The sequence below is a fragment of the Plantactinospora sp. WMMB334 genome, from assembly GCF_049179095.1.
Classification (GTDB): domain Bacteria; phylum Actinomycetota; class Actinomycetes; order Mycobacteriales; family Micromonosporaceae; genus Plantactinospora.
On the sequence record NZ_JBMHME010000002.1, the window covers coordinates 5,488,364 to 5,508,080 of the forward strand.

22 protein-coding genes are annotated in these 19,717 nt (G+C 72.1%); 9 read left to right on the forward strand and 13 right to left on the reverse strand.

What is annotated here, in order from left to right:
* The first annotated feature begins 189 nt into the window (after positions 1-189).
* Together ACN27G_RS23415 and ACN27G_RS23420 are read left to right on the forward strand one after the other, a co-directional pair.
* Positions 190-411: a hypothetical protein gene (locus tag ACN27G_RS23415; RefSeq protein WP_421494911.1), complete on the forward strand. Its 222-nt coding sequence runs from the start codon at positions 190-192 to the stop codon at positions 409-411.
* A gap of 65 nt (positions 412-476) precedes the next feature.
* Positions 477-674 (forward strand): hypothetical protein, encoded by a 198-nt coding sequence (locus ACN27G_RS23420; protein ID WP_421494912.1) that lies wholly within the window; start codon positions 477-479, stop codon positions 672-674.
* A gap of 89 nt (positions 675-763) precedes the next feature.
* On the opposite strand, the gene ACN27G_RS23425 is transcribed toward ACN27G_RS23420, so the two are convergent.
* Genes ACN27G_RS23425 through ACN27G_RS23435 form a run of 3 tightly spaced genes read right to left on the reverse strand, consistent with a single transcriptional unit; the run spans position 764 to position 2,104 of the window.
* Entirely contained in the window at positions 764-1,282 is a 519-nt protein-coding gene (locus tag ACN27G_RS23425) for a DUF1360 domain-containing protein (RefSeq protein WP_421494913.1), read from the reverse strand.
* A gap of 46 nt (positions 1,283-1,328) precedes the next feature.
* Positions 1,329-1,736: a hypothetical protein gene (locus ACN27G_RS23430; RefSeq protein WP_421494914.1), complete on the reverse strand. Its 408-nt coding sequence runs from the start codon at positions 1,734-1,736 to the stop codon at positions 1,329-1,331.
* Positions 1,730-2,104 carry a DUF6158 family protein gene (locus tag ACN27G_RS23435; RefSeq protein WP_421494915.1) on the reverse strand — a complete coding sequence of 125 codons (375 nt, stop codon included), beginning with the start codon at positions 2,102-2,104 and terminating at the stop codon, positions 1,730-1,732. The genes ACN27G_RS23430 and ACN27G_RS23435 overlap by 7 nt, the downstream gene beginning before the upstream one ends.
* Before the next feature lie 138 nt (positions 2,105-2,242).
* Between ACN27G_RS23435 and ACN27G_RS23440 the strand changes: the two genes are divergently transcribed.
* A complete protein-coding gene (locus tag ACN27G_RS23440; RefSeq protein WP_421494916.1) occupies positions 2,243-2,656 on the forward strand; it encodes a hypothetical protein in 414 nt (137 codons plus the stop codon).
* A 12-nt stretch (positions 2,657-2,668) separates the two neighbouring features.
* On the forward strand, positions 2,669-2,980 hold the full coding sequence (locus tag ACN27G_RS23445) for a DUF3817 domain-containing protein (RefSeq protein ID WP_421494917.1): 312 nt from the start codon (positions 2,669-2,671) through the stop codon (positions 2,978-2,980).
* Positions 2,981-3,129: 149 nt separating this feature from the next.
* Here the strand turns inward: ACN27G_RS23445 and ACN27G_RS23450 are convergent, their stop codons facing one another.
* Positions 3,130-3,486 carry a DUF397 domain-containing protein gene (locus ACN27G_RS23450; RefSeq protein ID WP_421494918.1) on the reverse strand — a complete coding sequence of 119 codons (357 nt, stop codon included), beginning with the start codon at positions 3,484-3,486 and terminating at the stop codon, positions 3,130-3,132.
* A 156-nt stretch (positions 3,487-3,642) separates the two neighbouring features.
* On the opposite strand from ACN27G_RS23450, the gene ACN27G_RS23455 reads away from it, so the two are divergent.
* Together ACN27G_RS23455 and ACN27G_RS23460 are read left to right on the forward strand one after the other, a co-directional pair.
* A complete protein-coding gene (locus ACN27G_RS23455) occupies positions 3,643-4,509 on the forward strand; it encodes a helix-turn-helix domain-containing protein (protein ID WP_421494919.1) in 867 nt (288 codons plus the stop codon).
* A gap of 114 nt (positions 4,510-4,623) precedes the next feature.
* Complete coding sequence (locus ACN27G_RS23460; RefSeq protein ID WP_421494920.1) at positions 4,624-5,517, forward strand: C40 family peptidase; 894 nt, start codon at positions 4,624-4,626, stop codon at positions 5,515-5,517.
* Here ACN27G_RS23460 and ACN27G_RS23465 read toward each other — a convergent pair.
* Both ACN27G_RS23465 and ACN27G_RS23470 read right to left on the reverse strand, forming a co-directional pair.
* Positions 5,490-8,804 (reverse strand): BTAD domain-containing putative transcriptional regulator, encoded by a 3,315-nt coding sequence (locus ACN27G_RS23465; RefSeq protein WP_421494921.1) that lies wholly within the window; start codon positions 8,802-8,804, stop codon positions 5,490-5,492. The two genes, ACN27G_RS23460 and ACN27G_RS23465, sit on opposite strands and share 28 nt — an antisense overlap.
* Before the next feature lie 9 nt (positions 8,805-8,813).
* Positions 8,814-9,353 carry a DUF6232 family protein gene (locus ACN27G_RS23470; RefSeq protein ID WP_421494922.1) on the reverse strand — a complete coding sequence of 180 codons (540 nt, stop codon included), beginning with the start codon at positions 9,351-9,353 and terminating at the stop codon, positions 8,814-8,816.
* A gap of 670 nt (positions 9,354-10,023) precedes the next feature.
* On the opposite strand from ACN27G_RS23470, the gene ACN27G_RS23475 reads away from it, so the two are divergent.
* Positions 10,024-10,986, forward strand: a complete 963-nt coding sequence (locus ACN27G_RS23475; RefSeq protein ID WP_421494923.1) for an NlpC/P60 family protein — start codon at positions 10,024-10,026, stop codon at positions 10,984-10,986.
* A 25-nt stretch (positions 10,987-11,011) separates the two neighbouring features.
* On the opposite strand, the gene ACN27G_RS23480 is transcribed toward ACN27G_RS23475, so the two are convergent.
* Both ACN27G_RS23480 and alr read right to left on the reverse strand, forming a co-directional pair.
* Complete coding sequence (locus ACN27G_RS23480) at positions 11,012-12,070, reverse strand: D-alanine--D-alanine ligase family protein (protein ID WP_421494924.1); 1,059 nt, start codon at positions 12,068-12,070, stop codon at positions 11,012-11,014.
* Positions 12,063-13,241, reverse strand: a complete 1,179-nt coding sequence (gene alr / locus ACN27G_RS23485) for an alanine racemase (protein ID WP_421494925.1) — start codon at positions 13,239-13,241, stop codon at positions 12,063-12,065. The genes ACN27G_RS23480 and alr overlap by 8 nt, the downstream gene beginning before the upstream one ends.
* 35 nt (positions 13,242-13,276) lie before the next feature.
* Between alr and ACN27G_RS23490 the strand changes: the two genes are divergently transcribed.
* Positions 13,277-13,741 (forward strand): DUF6480 family protein, encoded by a 465-nt coding sequence (locus ACN27G_RS23490; RefSeq protein WP_421494926.1) that lies wholly within the window; start codon positions 13,277-13,279, stop codon positions 13,739-13,741.
* Here the strand turns inward: ACN27G_RS23490 and ACN27G_RS23495 are convergent.
* From ACN27G_RS23495 to ACN27G_RS23515, 5 genes are all read right to left on the reverse strand, one after another.
* Positions 13,731-13,931, reverse strand: a complete 201-nt coding sequence (locus ACN27G_RS23495; protein WP_421497432.1) for a DUF397 domain-containing protein — start codon at positions 13,929-13,931, stop codon at positions 13,731-13,733. The two genes, ACN27G_RS23490 and ACN27G_RS23495, sit on opposite strands and share 11 nt — an antisense overlap.
* Before the next feature lie 34 nt (positions 13,932-13,965).
* The gene (locus ACN27G_RS23500) at positions 13,966-14,820 is read right to left on the reverse strand and encodes a helix-turn-helix domain-containing protein (RefSeq protein ID WP_421494927.1); all 855 of its coding nucleotides are present in this window, start codon (positions 14,818-14,820) and stop codon (positions 13,966-13,968) included.
* A gap of 236 nt (positions 14,821-15,056) precedes the next feature.
* Entirely contained in the window at positions 15,057-16,055 is a 999-nt protein-coding gene (locus tag ACN27G_RS23505) for a sigma-70 family RNA polymerase sigma factor (protein WP_421494928.1), read from the reverse strand.
* A gap of 477 nt (positions 16,056-16,532) precedes the next feature.
* The gene (murQ, locus tag ACN27G_RS23510) at positions 16,533-17,432 is read right to left on the reverse strand and encodes an N-acetylmuramic acid 6-phosphate etherase (protein WP_421497433.1); all 900 of its coding nucleotides are present in this window, start codon (positions 17,430-17,432) and stop codon (positions 16,533-16,535) included.
* 277 nt (positions 17,433-17,709) lie between these two features.
* On the reverse strand, positions 17,710-18,618 hold the full coding sequence (locus tag ACN27G_RS23515; RefSeq protein ID WP_421494929.1) for a MurR/RpiR family transcriptional regulator: 909 nt from the start codon (positions 18,616-18,618) through the stop codon (positions 17,710-17,712).
* Between the two features lie 262 nt (positions 18,619-18,880).
* Between ACN27G_RS23515 and ACN27G_RS23520 the strand changes: the two genes are divergently transcribed.
* On the forward strand, positions 18,881-19,576 hold the full coding sequence (locus ACN27G_RS23520) for an SDR family NAD(P)-dependent oxidoreductase (RefSeq protein WP_421494930.1): 696 nt from the start codon (positions 18,881-18,883) through the stop codon (positions 19,574-19,576).
* The last annotated feature ends 141 nt before the right edge of the window (positions 19,577-19,717 follow it).

Here is a 19,717-nt window from a genome sequence, read left to right on the forward strand (position 1 = left end):
GGACGGTATTCCGCGAAGGCAATTTAGGTGAGGCCCGGGGACACTGGACACACCGACATACCTAGTCAACCGCAGGTCCCGGCCCACTGTTCCGGCTTCCACGGTGACGCACGTCACCTGACCGACCGCCCGCCCGGCGGCAGGGATACGGGTGCGTTTGGCCGGTTCGGCGCTGGGTAGCTGATCTCCGTGACCCATCTACCGGCCCCGGACGGCGCCACCAGCCCGGAACTCGACGCCCTGCTCGACGACCTCTACGCGGGTCAGGAGCGGGTCACCCAGTCGGAGATCCAGCGGCGGGCCGTCGCCGCGGAGGTACCCGCCGAGCTGTTGACCAGGATCACCGCCCTGCCCGAGGGCGAGTACGCCGCCGACGAGGTCGCCGACCTGCTGGGCGGTACGTCGGGCTGAACCCGACGGCGAGGCAGGCAGCCCGGGACGGCACGGCAGCCCGGGACGGCGAGGAGAGGTAGTCGATGAACAGCAGGGACGACAAGCCCGGTCCGGCCCGTCTGGCACCGCTCGGGCAGCCGCCCGACGAGACCGACCCGCAGGACGACCCGGACTTCACCACCGAACACGACAAGACGGCGGTGGACGCCGACATCATCACCGGCGCGGACACCGAGCGGGAGCCGGAGTCTCCCCGGGGCTGGTCGGGCATGCAGCGCTGAGCGACCTTTGATCCGACGCGGAGCAACCTCGGACCCGACGCACCGGCGACGGGCCGCAGACCCCGACTACGCGGGGCGCCGAGCCCCGACTACGGGCGGGAGGCGGCCCGCTGCGCGACTGCGTAGCCCATCTGGAGAAAGTCGGAGGCGGCCACGGCGGTGAACGCGGCCGCCACCAGCCGGGTCAGCCGGGGAGCGAGCACCAGGCCGCCGGTCAGCCCGGTGGCCACCCAGACGGCCAGGCAGAACGGACAACTGAGCAGTTCGCCGACGGCGTGCCGGGCCGGGCTGCCCTGGTCGCGTACCTGCTCCATCACCTCGCCACTGCCGATCGGCCGGTCGTAGCGGGTGAACGGGGCGCGCAGCGGGCTGGTCACGGCGTCCTTGGAGAGCATCCGGCTCAGCTTGTGGGTGGCGATCGAGAGCAGCACGACATCGCCGGCGGTGGGCCGTTCCGGCACCCGCCGGCCGGTGGTCTTCGCGGCCGTCGCCAGCGCCAGCGCCACCCCGGCGTAGGTGCCCATCGCCGCCAGGTAGCCGCCGAGCGGCCGGTGCTCGTCCGGCGCGTACGCCTTGCGCAGTCGCGCCACCCTGTCCCGTACGTTCATCGCTGTCCCCTCTTCCCCACCACCCGGTCCGGCCGGTCCCACCGGCTCATCCCGCGCTGAGGTTGTCGTCGACCTCCCGGGCGAGGCTCGTCAGCGACTCGTCGGCGATCGCACGCAGGTCCCGGCCCGACGACGGGTCGGACTCCGCCTCCAGTTCGAGTCGTACCGTGGCTCCGCCGGCCGCGGCCGGTGACACCTGCAACCAGGCCGACCAGTCCGGTTGCCCGGAGCTGTGCCAACGGGCCTGCAGGTCGGTGGCGGTCGCCAACTCCGGCCCGTCCCGCCCGTCGCCGTCCCGCCCCGGCCCGCCGTTGTTTCGCAGGTGGGCCGGGAGTCCGCCGTTCTCCCGCAGGTGGGCCGGGAGCCAGGCGGCGACCCGGTCGGGGTCGGTGGCGGTGTTGAACACCACCTCCGGCGGGGCGGACATGCCCCGCTCGGCGCCGGCTCTCACCATGCGCCGTCCCGGAGGCGACCCGGGTCGACCTCGCGGCCCGGATGCCGGGTCAGGTATTCGGTCTCCAGTTCGGCGGTGCGCCGCAGGTGGTTGCCGAGTGCGGTGTCAGGGGCGTGCCGGAGGGTGTCGAGCCTGGTCCGGTGCAGGCTGTGCATCTCCCGGATCAGGTCCTCGTCGCTCAACTCGACCGGGTCGATACCGAGGTTCTCCTCCTCGGCGACGGCGAAGTCGCTGGCCGTACCGCCGCCGCTGGCCGTACCGCCGCCGCTGACCGGGTCGCCGTCCCACTGGCCGATCCGCTGCTCGGGGCTGGCGTCGACCGGCGCTCCGGCCGGGGAGAACTCGTCGTTACGGACTGATTCGGACATCGTCGCCCCCGATATCTCCGTTTGGGTTGACGACTAGACGGTTGCCCAAACCGGGTACCGCCAAACCCCCGGCGCGGCGCGGGCGACACTACGACGCCTCGTCGGAGACGAGACCGGCTCCCCGGTACGCTCGGGGGCATGAAACGGCTGTGCACACCGGCGTGGATCGCACGCCACGTGCTCACCGTCGCGCTGGTCGTGGCCTTTCTGGCGCTCGGCTGGTGGCAGATCAGCCGGGCGCTGTCAGGCAACGCGCTGAGCTGGGCGTACGCCTTCGAGTGGCCGATCTTCGCCGGCTTCGTGATCTTCCTCTGGGTACGCGAGGCCCGGTACACGCTGCGCGGTGGCCGGCCGGCGCATCCCGAGCCGGCCGCGCCGCCGACCCGCACGGCCGCCCAGGGGGTACGCCGACCGGTGCGCACGGCCCGTCCCCGGCCGGCCGCCGAGGGCCCGGACGACCCCGCGCTGGCCGAATACAACCACTACCTGGCGTGGCTGAACGCCAACCCGGGCGCTCGGCCCGCCGACTATCCCGGCCTGGGCCGGCAGTAGGAAGGATGGATCGTGGGCGCAGCCCTGACCCGCTACCGCGTGGTCGCTTACGTCGTCGGCGTCGTCTTGATCGTGCTCGTCGTGCTGGGCATGCCGCTCAAGTACGCCTGGCACGACCCGGTGATCGTCGAGACGGTCGGCCCGGCACACGGCTTCCTCTACATGGTCTACCTGGCGGCCACCTTCGACCTGGGCCGCCGGGCACGCTGGCCGTTGGGGCGGATGGTGCTGGTCATGCTGGCCGGGACGGTGCCGTTCGTCTCGTTCTACGCCGAGCGGTTGGTCACCCGACAGATGCGCGAGCCGCAGCCGGCGGCCGGCTGAACGACACCGCCCGGATCCGGGGCGGCTCGCCGGCGAGCCGCCCCGGATCGTCATTCATGCGAATGTCTCGCAATATGCCGGCCAAACTCCGTGGTCAGGGCGACCGGCGGAGCCGGAACGTGAATGAATCACGTCGCCGGCTCGGCTCTTCACGCGCGACGGAGACCGCGCACAAATGCTCGCCATGAGGCGGCGCCGAACAGCAGCGAGTGGGCGGGATCGACCGAGTCGCGGACGGCGGCGGCACCATCCCCGACCTGAGCCACCTCGACACAATGCTGCGATTCGCATCGGGTGCTCTTCCGCCATACGAGCTCGGCGGAACCAGTCTGTGACATGCGCCCTCCTCGGCAGCCAATACTGTTGGGACAGACGCCGCGACAGATGCCGCGACAACGGACAGAGGCTACCCGTCGCCCCGCATTTGGCACAGCCCGAGAAACCAGGATTATGATGTCGTCGTCGACAATGGACACGACCGGTGATGGGGTGGTCGCGACAAGCATCGGCGCTGGTGGAACCCGACCGGCCCGTGTAGCCTGCACAAAGCCCTGGCAATCCGGCAGGTGACCGGTAGCCAGGTGGCATGTTTGAGGGATCGAAATCAGCCGAATTGACCCCTCACTCGGCCGCCGGGACGCCGTGTGAAGGGAGCGTTCCCGATGACTACGGCCTACGGCCCGACGGTGGGGCGCCGCAAGCTCCGCTCGGCGATCCGGCGGGCCCGGGAAGCGGCCGGGTTCACCCAGGAGCAGGCGGCCGTCGCGATGGACTGGTCGCTCTCCAAGCTGATCCGGATCGAGGCCGGCTACGTCTCCATTTCCACCAACGACGTCAAGGCGTTGCTCGATTACTACCAGGTGCGGGATCCGAAACAGGTCGACGAACTCGTGCAACTGGCCCGGGTGGCCCGGAAACGCACCTGGTGGTCGCAGTATCGCGACGCGCTGCGACCCGCCTACTATTCGTACATAGGCTTGGAGGCGGAGTCCTCGGAGCTTTGTTTCTATCAGTCCGTCGGCATGCCCGGCCTGCTCCAGACAGAGGCGTACGCGCAGGCGGTCCTCAGGTCGGCAATTCCCAGGCTGGACGATCCCGACGAGGCGCAGGCGTCGGTCGCGCTCCGTTTACGCCGGCAACGGGAAGTGTTCGACCGGGCCGATCCGCCGGCAATCGTCGTGGTGTTCGACGAGGCGGCACTGCACCGGCAGACCGGCGGGCCGGCGGTCATTCGGGAACAGCTTCTGCACCTGGTCGACCTGGCCGAATCCGGCCGGATCACCGTGCAGATACTGCCGTTCACCTCCACCATCTACACACCGCTCGGCCAGTTCGTGATCGTGCGCTTCGCCGCCGCCGAGGACGCCGACGTCGTCTACCTGGAGAGCACCGGCCTCGAGGATGTCATCGACGATCCCGACGAGGTGACCGCCCACCTGCGCACCTTCACCGGGCTCCGGGCGGCGGCCCTGGATCCGGCCGACTCGACGCGCCGGATCTCGGAGATCGCCGCCGCCCTGGCCGGATGACGGACGCGCCGGCCGTCCCGGTACGGGTGAGGTACGGGAATCGGCGACGCCGGCCGGATTCCTAGTCTCCCTGATGTCCGATCACAGGACGGACGAACCGAGGGAGAGAGTCGAATGCTCACGAAGACGCCCGGCCGGCGACGCCTGTCGCTTCCCGCGACACTGCTCGCCGTACCGGTGTTCCTGGCCACCAGCCTCGCCATGGCCGCGCCGGCCTCGGCCGCGCCGATCGGCAACCCGAGCCTGGAGATCCCGGTCGGCTGCCCGGGTGCCCGCGCGGTCATCCAGGTCGAGTGGGAGGGCACCCGCACCGCCAAGGTGCACTGGGAACTGACCGACACCAGCTCCGACGGCAAGTCGCCGTTGATCAAGATCGCCGCCAGGGACGACTCCGGCGACGGCCGGAGCTGGGTCTTCCGGAACGACGAGGTGGTGTTCGGGGTCGACGGCGGCTACGGCGCCTCCGCCAGCGGCGGCGGCCACTCCTGGGACCCGGCCGGGATCGCCCAGTTCAACCACCTGGAGGTGAAGGTCAGCAACGGCACGAGCGGGCAGGGCACCACCTGCTCGGTGACGAAGAAGACCTACAACTACACCCGGCTCGCCTACCAGTACGCCCTCAACCAGATCGACAAGCGTTACGTCCTGGGCGCCGAGGGTCCGGACGCGTACGACTGCTCGGGCCTGGTCAAGTTCGCCTACGAACGGGTGGTCAACTTCCCCGGCTGGGGCGGCGTCAGGTCGTCGGCGCAGCAGTACGACTGGGCGCGTTCGGAGGCCAACAACAACAATGCCGACCTCACCAACCTGAAGAGCCGCGATGCCATCCGGGTCAGCCGCGGCCAGCTCAAGGTCGGGGACCTGGTCTTCTACGACGGCCACGTCGGCCAGTACGCGGGCGGTGGACAGTTGTACTCGGCCATGACCCCGGCGGCGGGGATCGGTTACATGAGCGTCGACTTCAAGCCCCCGCTGGGCTACTACCGGGTGGTCGGCGTCACCGGCTGATCGGGAACCGGCGGGTCCGCCCCGATCGCCCTCGCCTCCGTGGCGAGCGTCCCGAACCCCAGGTCGTGGGCGACCCGCTCGGCCCGGCCGGCCTCGTGTCGCGCCGCATCCGGCTCACCGGCCAGCGCCAGGGCACGGGCCAGGCCCACCCGTGCCCTGGTCTCCAGATAGCGGTACGAGTGCCGCCTCGCCATCGCCACCCCGTCCCGGAGTACGTCGAGCGCCTGCGTCATCTCGCCGTTCTCCCGGAGCGCGTCGCCGAGCGTGCCGGCGGTCATCGCCTGGGCCCGCCGGTCGTACGTCTTGACCGCGAGATCGTGTGCCTGCCGGGCCAGGCCCAACCCGGTGGCGAGGTTCCGCCGGTCGATCTCCAGCCGACTCATCTCGTCCAGGGTGGACAGTTCGCCGCGCAGGTCGCCGCGCCGCCGGTACCTGCGCAGGACGGTGTCGAGCTGCTCGGCCGCGTCGAGGAGTTCACCACGCTGCCGGAGTACGCTCGCGAGGTTTCCCCGGTTGACAAGCGCCGAACGCTCGCGCCCCGTCGCCTTGTTGATCTCCAGTGCGGCGGTGAGGCTCGTCGCGGCGTCCTCGCGGCGGCCACGATCGAGCATGATCATGCCGATGCCGTTCAGGGCCGCCGCGCGGATGTGCCCCAGGGGCTCGTGCGCGGTCAGGTCGAGAGTTCGGCCGAACCACGTCTCGGCGTCGGCGAACCGGCCGAACTCGTAGTACTGCCAGCCGACGTTGTGGGAGAGATAGGCCGCCGCCGCGTCCCAGTCGCACTCCTGCGCCAGCCGCAGGGCGGTGAGCGCGTCGTCGAGACCTTCCCGGTCGCGACCGACCATGCTCCGGGCCTGCCCCCTGGACATCAGCATCGCCGCCCGCGCCCGGCGGTCGGCCGAACGCTCCGCCGCGGACCAGCCGGCCTCGACGATCCGGGTCCAGCCGTCGACGTGCGGGTTGACCAGAAAGTAGCCGCGCAACTGGTCGGCGATCCGCCAGGCGAAGTCGGCGAGCCCGTCCTCCCGGCCGGCCCGCTCGGCCAGCAGCACCAGCGCGGTCGCCTCGGCGTCGAGCCAGGCCGCCGCCCGCTCCTCGTCCGGGAACCGGCCCTCCGGCCGGGGATGACCGGCGAGCCGGACCGTCTGGGGCAGCGCCCGGTCCATCGCGGCGGTCACCCGCTCGGCATAGGAGGCCAGCAGCCGTGCGAGGGCGTCGTGTCGGGTCCGGCCGCTCTCCGCCTCGACCAGCTTGCCGGCGTAGAGCCGGAGCAGGTCGTGGAACCGGAACCGGTGTGCCGAGTACTGCAGCAGCATGTTGGCGTCGAGCAGTTCGTCCAGGATCCGCTCGGCCGTGCCGTCGTCCGTGTCGAGCAGGGCGCCGGTGGCGGTCACCCCGAAGTCCTGCGCCGGGTGCAGCGCGCAGAGCCGGAACGCCCGCCGGGCCGGTTCGCTGAGACTGTCGTAGCTGAGCTGGAAGCTGGCCAGTACGCTCGTCGACCCGTCGTCGAGCTGGGCGAGGCGGCCATTGTCGTCACGCAGCCGCTGCACCAGGTCGCCGATCGCCCACGACGGACGGCTCGCCAGCCGCGCCGCCGCGATCCGCAACGCGAGCGGAAGGTGCCCGCAGACGGTCGCCAGTTCCTGCGCGGACCGGGCGTCGGCCGCGACCCGTTCGCCGCCGGCCGCCGCCGCGATCATGTCGAGCGACTCGGCCGCCGTCAGGGTGCCGAGCGGCACCGAGGCCGCGACCTCCAGCCCGCGCAGCAGCCGCCGGCTCGTCACCAGGACGTCACTTCCGCCGGTACCCGGCAGCAGCGGTCGCACCTGCGCCGCGTCGCTCGCGTTGTCGAGCACGACGAGCATCCGGCGCCCGGCCAACTCGGTACGCAGCAGGGCCGAGTCCTCGACGAGGTCGCCGCCGATGCGGTCGGCCGGCACGCCGAGTGCCCGGAGGAACCGGCCGAGGACCGCCGCCGGGGAGGCGGGCTCGGGCGAGGCGCCACCGAGATCGGCATAGAGCTGGCCGCCGGGATACCGCGGGCGCAGCCGGTGCCCGGCGGTGTGCGCCAGGGCCGTCTTCCCCGATCCGGCCGCACCGTGTACGAGGACGACCCGCGACGACGCGTGCCGCAGCTCGTGCCCCGTACGCGCGACGGCGGCGACGATGCGGGCGAGCTCCGGCTCCCGGCCGACGAATCCGGTCGGGGCGGCCGGGAGCTGCTGGACCACGGTGCGGGCGGCCGTCTCGGGCACCCGCCAGCGCTGCTGGAGCACGCCCACCTGGGCGTCCCGCAGCAGCTTCCCGGGATCGAGCCCGAGCTGTTCGCGCAGGTTGGCCCGAACGCGCTCGTACGCCGCCAGTGCCTCCGCCTGCCGCCCGCTGGCCGCCAGCGTGACGATCAGCGCGGTGTGCAGCGGCTCGTGGAACTCCAGTCGACCGGCCAGCTCACGCAGGCGTGGCAGTGGCCGCTCCGGCTCGCCGACGTGCCGGGCGACCTCGGCGAAGTGCCGCAGCAGGGTGGCGTACTCCTCGGTGACCGAGGCGAGCAGCGGGTCGCCGGCCAGCTCGTCCAGGGCGCACCCGCCCCGCCACAGTTCCGCCGCCTGCGCGAGGAGCGTGAGCGCGTACTCGGGCGACGCGTCGCGCGCCCGCGCGGCCAACTGCCGGAGTCGGGCCAGGTCGAGCTGTTCGGCGGTGGCGACGAGGCGGTAGCCCGACGGGGTCGGGACGATGAGGCGCTGGCCCGAGGGCTCGACCAGTCGGCGAAGCCGGGTGAGGTGCGTACGCAGCAGCTTCGTCGCGTCCTCCGACGAGTACCGGCCCTGCAGCGGTTCGCGGAGGGAGCCCCGGGGGACCGGTCCCGGGGCGCCGAGGGCGAGCTTCGCGAGCAGAACCCGTTGGGTGGCCGAGCCGATGGCGACGGGTTCGTTGCCGCGCCGGAGTTCGAGCGGCCCCAGCACCCGGATCTGTACGGGCGCACCGGGGTCGGCCACCGGCCCCGGCTCGTACGCCCGCGTCGCCGCGGTGGCCGAGGTGTGCAGCGCCTCCCTGGCCCGGTCGTCGAGGCCGAGCGCCGCCGCGATCGCCGCCACCGAGGCGTGTCTCGGCCTGGTGCTCCGCCCCTGTTCCAGGTCGCGGAGCGCGGCGATGCTGAGGCCGGCCCGGACCGCCAGCTCGCGCTGGGTTAGCCCGCTGTGCAGGCGGTACCTCCGGAGCAGCCTGCCCACCGTGGGTCGGCCGGACGGCGTGTTCGGGGGATCCCCCGAGGTCACGCCGTCGCCCATGCGGCGATGTTAGGACATCGGCTCGTAGGGGGTGGTGGAGGCGGGCGGGTAGGCCAGCCCGCCCAGCCGGGCGGCTTCCCGGGCACGGATCAGCGCCCGCGTCACCTGGCCGAACTGGCGCTCGTGATCGGAGCTGAACAGCAGCACCAGGTCACCCTTGTGCCGCCCCCACAGCTCGTACGCCGGCGGTCGCCAGCGGGCACCCGCGAGCGCGAGCCCGACCGGCACGAAGGCGGCCAGCCCGAGCCCGGCGTACGTGGTGGCGGGGAGCCGGTAGAGGTCACCGGTGTAGCCGAGGGCGATCCCGATGCCGATCAGCACCGCCGCCGTGATCCCCACGGCCCGCAGCGTCAGCCGGTCGTGCGGCCCCCGGGCGGTCTGTAGATGGGTGAGTTCGGTTATCGGGAACTTCCGCCCGGCGACGAAGAACGCCTCGCTGGTGACCCGTACTCCGGGTTGGCGGTAGAGGTCGACGGGACGCGGGCGGCCCGGTCCAGATACCTCGAATGACGCGTCTGGCAGGTGGACTGGAGGGCGGGTAGGCTCCATTCTTGCCTCCAACGGCTCCTGAGGCGGGCTGGTGTGGTGGTTCGTAGAGATCGGCATCTGGTGGCAGCCGGGTGCCGATCGTCCTGCGGGACGGCAAGCCTGCGGGGCGGCTGCTCGTCGGGACATTCCGGGCATCGACGGCCCGCGACTACGACTGGTTCACTGCAAGCGACCTCGCCCCCCTGCTGGCGGCTACGCCATGTGCATGTTGTGCCGGTCCCCCGGGAGCCTGACGGCTCCTGCCTTCATTGTGCGAACGGGATACCAGCAAGTGGTAGTGGCGCAGACAGCCACCTGGCAGATTTCCAGGCGGCAGCTTGGCCGCCCGCGGCCCTCTGCCCCGCCTGATGATGGTTTGCCCACAATCGACACCGGCCACCATCCGCAGGAACCGACCTATCGGGCGAACGACGGGAGAGCGGCCGGACCGTCGCCCACCCGCCGGCAATATCACGTTCGGAGTCGATCTCGATACGATTCGTGATCATGACATTCCGGCTATCCCGCGCTACTGCCGCATCTCGCCCGCCGGCCACTGTCGGTCACCGCCGAGCCGGGCTACCGTGAACCGGCTGGACCGGTCGTCAGTCATCCCGCAGGGGTGGTGCCGGTCCGGTGCCGCCGCAGGGGGACCCCGCGGCGGCGTACGGGAAGAAGGGTTCTGCACACGTTGTCTTCGGTGCGGATCCTGCTGCGGACCCTCGTCGTGGCCGGCCTCTCGGCGGCGCTCCTCGCCCCGGCATCGGCGGTCCGGGCCGAACCGTCGGTCAGCGAGCTCACGCAGCGGATCAACAAGGCCTCCGCCGAACTGGAGAAGGTCGTCGAGTCCTACAACAAGCTGAACGAGGAGATCAAGGACACCAGGGCCGCCGCAGCCGCGCTCGGGGCCCGGATCGAGCCGCTCCGGCAGCAGGCCGACCAGAGCCGGGCCGCGGTGGCCGACCTCGCCAATCGGGCGTACAAGCTCGGTGGCCTGAGCACGGCGAACGCGCTGCTGATCCGCGGCGACGGCGCCAGCCTGGCCGACCGGCTCGGCGTGCTGGAGCAGTTGGCCCGCGACCGGGACCGGCAGATCGCCGGGTTCGACGCGGCCCAGCGCCAGTACACCGAGGAGAAGTCCCGGCTCGACACCACGCTGGCCCGGCAGAACGCCCAGGCGAAGCAGTTGGCCGCCGGCAAGAAGAAGATCGAGGGTGAGCTGGCCAAGCTCTACGAGATGCGCCGCGAGGCGTACGGAGCGGCGACCTCGGCCGGCAGCCGGTACACCGGCAGCGTTCCCGCCGTCTCCGGCAAGGCCGGTGTCGCCGTCCGATACGCGTACGGCGCGATCGGCAAGCCCTACGTCTGGGCGGCCGAGGGCCCGAACGGCTACGACTGCTCCGGGCTCACCCTGGCCGCCTGGCGGGCCGCCGGCAAGTCCCTGCCGCACAACGCCGCGATGCAGTGGAACAAGGTGGCACACATCGGCCGGGGCCAACTGAAACCCGGCGACCTGGTCTTCTACAGTGGACTCGGCCACGTCGCGCTCTTCGTGGGCGGCGGAAAGGTGATCCACGCGCCCCGGGCCGGTGAGAGCGTCAAACTCGCCAGCGTGGACATGATGAGCCCGTACGGCTACGGGCGCGTCCGCTAGGCGACCGCCCGCCCAGCGGGGCAGATCAGCGTGATGCTCGCGCGCCGGACCGGTCGGTCCGGCGCGCGAGCGCGTTCTCGACCAGGATGTCCAGCAGCTCCGGATAGTCCACCCCGGCGGCCCGCCAGATCTGCGGGTACTGCGACACCGGCGTGAACCCGGGAAAGGTGTTCACCTCGTTGAGCACCGGCGTGCAGCCGCCGTCGGCTAACCGCCCACCGTCACGGAGCGGGCCGCCGTCACGGAGGAAGAAGTCGATCCGGGCCAGTCCGGCGCAGCCGAGCGCCCGGAACGCGCGCACCGCGAGATCGGCCAGTTCCGCCCGTACCCGGTCGGGAAGCCGGGCCGGGATCTCGAAGACCGTGCCGGGGTCGCCGTACTTGGCGTCGTAGTCGAAGAACGACCGCTCACCGGCGACCAGGATCTCCAGCGGTGGCCCGACGTCGAGCCGGCCGTCCGGACGTTCGAGGACCGCCAGGTCGATCTCCCGGCCGGGCACCGCCGCCTCGACCAGCACCTTCGGGTCGCTCGACCGGGCCCACTCCAGCGCCGCCGGCAGCTCCGCCCAGTCGGTCACCCTGGTCACCCCCAGGCTGGAACCGGCCCGGGCGGGCTTGACGAAGACCGGCAGGCCCAGCCGGCGCAGTTCCGCCTCCGGCGGGACGCCCTCCGGATCTGTCGGCCGGGACACCACCGCGTCGGCCACCGGTATCCCCTCGGCGGCGAGCAGCTTCTTGGTGAACTCCTTGTCCATCCCGGCGGCGCTGGCCAGGACGCCGTTGCCGACGTACGGCACGCCGGTCAGCTCCAGCACCGCCTGGAGGGTGCCGTCCTCGCCGTACGGGCCGTGCAGGGTCGGGAAGATCACGTCCACCGTACCCAGCCGCCGTACCGCCTCGAAGACGGTGACCGGCGCCCCGGCGCCGAAGACCCACTGCCCGGTCCTGGTGATCAGCACCGGCTCCGGCCGGTAGCGCGCCGGATCCAGATTCGCCAGTACGGCCGCCGCCGACCGGCGCGATACGTCGTGCTCGCCGCTGCGCCCGCCCGAGACGACCGCGACCCTGATCGGGGACTCAGACATTGACCCGCTCCCGTCCGGTGTGCCGCCCGGCCCGCACCGGCAGGTAGCGCCGGCCGACCCGGGCGCCGATGCCGGTGAAGATCTCGTGCGGGTTCGTGCCGGCCCAGCCGGCCCAGTCGACGACGGACGGCTCGCCCCGGTCCCCGGGACCGAAGAGCAGCACCTCGTCCCCGGTACGCACCGGCAGGTCACCGACGTCGACGACGATCTGGTCCATGGTCACCCGCCCGGCCACCGGGTGGCACCGGCCCCGGATCCAGACCTGGGCCGCCCCGGCCACCGCCCGGGGAACGCCGTCGGCGTAACCGACCGGCACCAGCGCCAGGGTGGTCGGCGCGGCGACGACGTAGTCGTGCCCGTAGGAGATCCCGGTGCCCGCCGCCACCCGCTTGGTCAGGATGACCCGGGACCGCAGCGTCATCACCGGGCGCAGCCCGGCCGGTCGCGCCGGCAACGGCTCCACCCCGTACACCGCGATGCCGGCCCGGACCAGGTCGAAGTGCGTCTCCGGGAGGCCGACCAGGGCGGCCGAGTTCGCCAGGTGCACCAGCTCCGGAGCCAGCCCGGCGGCCCGGGCCAGCGCCAGCGCCCGGCCGAACCGTCGCAGCTGTGCGATGTCCCGCGGATCGTCCGGCCCGTCGCCGCCGGCCAGATGCGACCAGACCCCCCGGACCCGGATCCGGCCGACCGCCTCCAGGGACCGGGCCGCCCGCACCAACTCGGGCCAGTCGCTCTCGGCCGCCCCGTTGCGGGACAGGCCGGTGTCGGCCTTGAGGTGGACGTCGGCCCGTACGCCGGCCCGGGCGGCCCCGGCCGCGATCCCGCGCAGGTGCGCCACGGAGGCCACCGACAGGTCGATCCCGGCCGCCACGACCGGGCCGAAGTCCTCGTCCTCGGCGTGCAGCCAGCTCAGCACCGGCGCCTCGACACCGGCGGCCCGCAGCGTCAACGCCTCGGCCCGGGAGGTCACGCCCAGCCAGCGTGCCCCGGCCGCCAACGCCGTACGCGCCACCGGCAGGAAGCCGTGCCCGAAGGCGTCCGCCTTGACCACGGCGAGCAGCTCCGCCCCGGTCAACCCGGCCAGGGTACGAACGTTGTGCGCGACCGCGTCGAGGTCGACGACCGCCTCCGCGAGCGGCCGAAACGCACCTGCTCCCCCGATTGTGATCACGGTGCGTGAGCCTAGAAGGCAGGTATGCGGATCTCGTGAAGGCGGAGTGCGGTGGCTGTGCGGGCTCTCTGCCCGGCGCCCTCCACGGCCGGGCGCCAACCTGCCGGGGTGACCCCGCCCCCGCCGGAGCGACCCCGCCCGCCGAGAGCCCCCGAGAGGCTACCGGCGACCGCCGGGAGACCCGCGGACAGCCCCGATCCCGCCGCTACGGCCCGTGGATCGCGCTCGGCGCGGTCGTGCTGCTCCTGCTGGCGGCCGGTCTGGTCGTCCGGGCGGTGCTCGGTGAGATGACCGGCGTCGGCGGCCTGACCGCGGACTCGAGCTGCGCGGAATACCGGCAGGCGCCGCCCGAGGAACGGGTGGCGGCGATCCGACGGGTCGGCCTGGCCAAGGGAATCTCCGGGGTCGACGGCCCGCTGGTGATGACGGCCATCGACCAGCTCTGCGAAACCCAGCCGTCAGCCCGGCTCGGCGACCTCCTCGCCCGCCTCAACCGCTGACCCCCGGGGGTTGGGGGTGGGCGGGGTCGACGACGGTGAGGAAGGCCGCCCAGGCGGCCGACCCGAACCTGAGCACGGGACCGGCGGTGTCCTTCGAGTCACGCACGGCAACGCCGAGGGCGAGCCGGGCCACCTGGACACAGTTGCCACCCTCGCCGCCCGAGCGGCTGCTCTTTTGCCAGCTCAGCATGGTTTCGTCCGGTCGCATCCCCGCCAGCCCTCCCTCACGTCCAGAAGGCCGCCGTCTCCCTGAGCAGCCGCGCCGATTCTTTCCGCGACAACGCTGCCGCAACGAGGTGGTCGAAGGCAAGCGCGAAGGATGCGATCTGGGCCGGCTCGTCGATGTAGAGCGCGCCGGTGCGATGTTCGGTGTAGACCAGCCCCGGATCGGTGGGCTCGGGGAAGCCGAGGATCGCGAACGGGCGGCCGAAGGCGGTGTACGCCGGACTGTTGAACCGGACCACCCTGAGCTCGACGTTCGACCGCTCGGCGAGCACCGCGAGGTTGCCGAGCTGGTCGCGCATGACGGCGTTGTCGCCGACCCGGCAGCGCAGCACCGCCTCACCGAGCACCACCCTCAGCCGCATCGGGTCGTGCTCGAAGAGCCGCCGCTGCCGGGCGAGCCGGAGTTCGACCTGACGGGTCAGTTCCTCGGCCGGGGCGAGCGGCTGGGTGGCCCGGATGAGCGCCGCCGCGTACGCCTCGGTCTGCAACAGGCCGGGCACCAGGTGGCTCTCCACCGTCCGGATCTCGGTCGCCTCGGACTCCAGTCCGACGTACACCTCGAACCAGTCCGGGATCGCGCCGCCGTAGGTGACCCACCAACCGCGCTGGGTCGACTGCTTCGCCAGGGTCGCCAGCACCTCGCGGGTGCGCTCGTCCGAGACCCGGTAGATGTCGAGCAGGGCGAGGACGTCCCGGGTCCGGGTGGAGTGCTTGCCCGCCTCGATCCGGGAGATCTTGGCATCGGAGCACTTCATCCGCTGCGCCACCTGGAGGAGGGTGAGCTGCTCCCGCTCGCGTAGGCGGCGCAGCTCGATGCCGAGCCGGCGACGCCGGGCGGTGGGACTGATCGGCACGGAATCCTCCCCGTAGAAACCGTCGTCGGTGCCGAGCGCGCCGTCGTCGGCCGCGGCCCGGGCGCCGCCACGAACGAGCGCACAGTCGTGGTGCCGGTCACCCTAATTGGTCGGCCCGGGGTCGCAATCCGCGGGCACCGGACGATTCCGGGGTACGACGACGAGTGGCCGGCGTCCTCTCTGGACGCCGGCCACTCACCGCTGTATATGCCGGCCGTTGACCGCCGGTCGGTTGCTCAGGCCGCCTGCAGCCCCTCCGCGCGGGCAAGCTCCCGCAGCCGACCGAGCGCCTGGATCTCCAGTTGCCGGATCCGCTCGCGGGAGAGGGAGAAGCGGGAGGCGACCTCGGTCAGCGAGTGCTCGCGCCCGTCCTCCAGTCCGTAGCGGGCCCGCATGATCCCGGCCGACCGGTCGTCGAGGTGGTTGAGCAGCCCCTCGATGCGCTGCCGCTCCAGCCCGGTGAGCACGATCTCCTCCGGCGACGGGGCGTCGCTGTCCGCGACCAGGTCGCCGAGGTTGGTGTCGCCGTCGTCGCCGACCGGGGTGTCGAGCGAGACGGTGTCCTGCGACCAGCGGACCAGCTCGTGCACCCGCTCCACCGGCACGCCCAGCGCCGTCGCGATCTGCTCCGGCTCCGGGTCGGTGCCCAGCTCGCGGGTGAGCTGCCGGGCCACGTTGCGCATCCGGTTGACGTCCTCGACCAGGTGCACGGGGAGCCGTACGGTCCGCTCCTGCTGCGCGATCGCCCGGCTGATCGCCTGCCGGATCCACCAGGTCGCGTACGTCGAGAACTTGTAGCCGCGCTCGTAGTCGAACTTCTCGACCGCCCGGACCAGACCGGTGTTGCCCTCCTGGATCAGGTCCAGCATCGGCATCCCGGACCGGACGTACCGGCGGGCGATGGAGACCACCAGCCGGAGGTTGGCCCGGATGAACAGGTCCTTGGCCCGCTCTCCCTCGACCACCAGCCGCTCCAGCTCGGCGCGGGTGACGCCGACGGGGAGCTTGTCCTCGTCGATCAGATGCTCAGCGTAGAGGCCAGCCTCGATGGACTTGGAGAGGTCGACCTCGGCGGCGGCGTCGAGCAGCGGTGTGCGGGAGATCTCGTGCAGGTAGACGCCGACCAGGTCGCGCTCCTCGGCGACCTCGTCGGTCCGCATGACAATCTTCTTCTCCACGTTCCCCACGGTCCCCTCGTCGTTCCTCCCGGCGGCCCGGGTTCCTGCTCCTGCCATCCCCACGTTCATCAGCCCTCCCCGTAACCTCCGCTGTGCCCCGTGGTGCTGACACCTACACAACAGTTGAGACGCGTTAGGGATTCCATCTGGTGAGTCGAAAGTGTCACGAATGCCTGAGTAGTTGCTGAGAGCACGATCGACGTTTGCTGTCAGTCGTCCTGATCGGGGGGTGTGCCGCCCCGGCGACGCCGCAGCTCCGCGGCCTACCGCGGCCGCCCGCCGGCTATCGCACCATCACCGGACAACGACGCACAGCGATGTAGGTCACCAGGTTGCTGCGATTCTCGTCACGTCTGTATCTACGTCCGGCACGGCTCGTCGGTTCATCCTCACCGCTTGAGGATTACCCCTCCGCCTGGCCAACAATCCGGAGCCCGGAGATAGTCCCCGCCCGACACGCCAGATCGACGACGGGCCGGGGTGACGACGGTGGGGTTCAGCCGGCGGGGTGGGGTTCAGCCGGCGGGGTGGGGTTCAGCCGGCGAGCAGGGCAATGGCCCCCCGGACCTGGTTGGCCGACCGGTCCAGCGCGGCACGGGCGTCGGCGATCGCCGCGCCGGAGAGCAACGACACCAGCGCGGCCTTGAGATCACCATCCGCCTCGGTCAGCGCACGCTGTGCGATCTCCTCGGCACATCCGGTCGCCTCCACGAGGATCGAGATCATCCGTCCCCGCAGTTTGGCGTTGGTCGCGACCATGTCGATCATCAGGTTTGAGTAGACCCGTCCGAGTCGCACCATCACGGCCGTGGAGAACCCGTTCAACACCAGTTTCTGGGCGGTCGCCGCCTTCATCCGGGTCGAACCGGTTACCACCTCCGGGCCGGTCTCCACCCCGATGAAGACGGTCACCGACCGGGCCGCCGCGGCGTCCGGATCGGCGCAGAGCAGGACGGTGTCGGCGCCCACCTCGGTCGAGGCGCGCAGCGCGCCCAGCACGTACGGCGTACGCCCGCTGGCGGCCAGGCCGACCACCAGATCACCGGCGGCCACGCACGACCGGGCCTCCTCCGCACCGCCGACCTCGTCGTCCTCCGCGTCCTCGACGGCCCGCCACATCGCGTCCGGCCCACCCGCCAGATGGGCGCAGAACCAGCGGTCGGGAGCGTTGAACGTCGGCGCCAGCTCGGCGGCGTCGAGTACGCCCAGCCGCCCCGAGGTGCCCGCGCCGAAGTAGTGCACCCGCCCACCGGCGCGCAGTGCCGTCACGGCCAGCTCGACCGCCACGGTGATCTCGTCCAGGACCTTCGTGACCGCCGCCGGCACCCGCCGGTCGTTCTCGTTGATCACCTTCAGCACGTCCCGGACGGACATGAGATCCAGGTCGAGACTGCTCGGGTTGCGCAGCTCCGTCGGGGAGCTGACCCGGACCATCGTCCGCACCTCCGGCTGCCGCGCCCCCGTGCCGTCCGGCCGGTGGCCCGGCTCGTCCACCGGGTAGGGGGATCCGCCGTCGGCCGCCGGGGCAGGAGACTCGTCCACCGGGTAGGACGACCCGGTCGCCGGGTAAGAGGACCCCGCGTCGGAATCCGGACGCGGGGTGGCGGCGGGTGGTGCACCGGGCTCGGCCCGGCCGGCCGTCATCGCCGCCCCACCGCGCCGGCACCACCGGCCGGCGACCCCGCGCCGGGCCGGTCGATCCGCCCGCTTCTCATGCCCGCCTCCCCTTGACCCGGTGCGGTTGTACCGCCTCGGCGGTCACCTCCAGGGCCTTCTTCGCCTTCGCCCGGTTGCGGGCCGCGACGCCGACGAAGAGGCAGTCCACCACCGTCAGCTGGGCGAGCCGGCTGGCCATCGCGCCGGACCGGTAGGTCGTCTCCCGCGCCGCCGTGGTGAGCACGTGGTCCGCGACATCGGTGATCGGTGACCGTGGAAAGTTGGTGAGCGCGACGGTTGTCGCGCCCCGGGCCCGCGCCTGCTCCAGCACCTCGACCGCGTCCAGCGTGGTGCCGGTGTGCGAGATGCCCATCGCGACGTCGCCCTTGCCGAGCAGGGCGGCCGAGGTGAGCGCGGTGTGCACGTCCGGGAAGTAGAAGGCGGTCCGGCCGATCCGGTGCAGTTTCTGCTGGAAGTCGGAGGCGACGAAGCCACTCGCCCCGGCGCCGTAGATGTCGATCCGGCCGGCCCCGTTGATCGCCTCGACCACCTGCTCGCAGACCGCCGGATCGAGTTGTTCCGCGGTCTCCTCGACCGCCCGCGCGTCGCTGAACGCGATCGTCGCGATGATCTGCGCCAGATCGGCGCCGGGCGGGATGTCACCACCGACGACCCTGGCGTCCGGCGGCTCGACCCGCCGGGCCGCCTCGGCGGCGAGCCGGATCCGCAGTTGTGGGTAGCCGTCCATGCCGACGGAACGGCAGAACCGGATGACCGTGGCCTCCGACGTCTCGGCCGCGGTCGCGAGGTCTGTGATGGTGCGGCGAGCGGCGTCCGCGGGATCCGCCACGACGAGTCTGGCGACCCGTTGCTCGGCGGGCGACAACGACGGGAGCAGGCCGCTGATATGGACTATCAGCCCGCCCGTCTCGTGACTCGCAGAAACCTTCGCAGTCTTCACCACGGATGAAACTTACTTTCACGGAGGCGGAAGCGTCAACCGTGACGCGCTATACCTGCGAAAGTACGCCCACCCCGTGGGAATTTGCGGCCGGTCGGACCAGCCGACCGTGCCATTCCCACCGCACCTTCGTCTCGACGGGGTCACCGGGACGCAGTACCGGACAGCGTCCGGATGAATAGGCATCGATCGATAGGCTGGCGGATCGGTCGGACGCGCCGGGTCGCGGGCGTCCGACCGGGGCCGGGGCGATAGCGTGACGCCCATGGCGGATCGCAGTGTACTCATCAGCGGCGGCGCGGGCGGGCTCGGCCGAGCGGTCAGCGCCGCATTCGTCGCGGCCGGTTGGCGGGTGGTGGTCCCGGTGCGCCCGGGCGCGGCCGGCGACGGGCCGGGCACCCCCGACGGTGTGCTGCGGATTCCGGCGGAACTCAGCGACCCGGAGCAGGTCCGCGCGGCGGTGGAACTGGCCGGCGGCGATGCCGGGGCACCGCTGCGGGCCGTGGTCAACCTGGCCGGCGGATACGCGATGGGCGGCCTGGTGCACGAGACACCGATCGCCGACTTCGAGGAGATGCTCGCCCGCAACCTGCGCCCGACGTACCTGGTCACCCGGAGCGCGTTGCCGTACCTCGTCGAGGCCGGCGGCGGGTCGGTGGTCTGCGTCTCCTCCCGGGCGGCGCTGCGCCCGTTTCCCGGCGCCGCCGGCTACGTCACGGCGAAGGCGGCGGTGTTGGCCTTTGCCGCGGCGGTGGACGTCGAGTACCGCCAGTCGGGTGTCCGGTGCAACACGGTGGTGCCCAGCATCATCGACACGCCGGCCAACCGGGCGGCGCAGCCCAGCGCGGACCACTCTCGTTGGGTGCCCCCGGCCGAGATCGCCGGTGTGATCCGCTTTCTGGCCAGTGACGAGTCGGCGCCGACGAGCGGCGCGACGATACCGGTGTACGGGCGGGCCTGACCGGCGCCGAGCCGGCCGGTTCGGGCGCGCCGGGCTGGTGCCCGACCTCGCCCGGCCGGGCGAGATCCGCCTCCGGCCGGGTACCTGCCCCGTCCGGCGGACCCGCTGCCCCGTCCGGCTCGCGGTCGGCCCCGCCCGGCG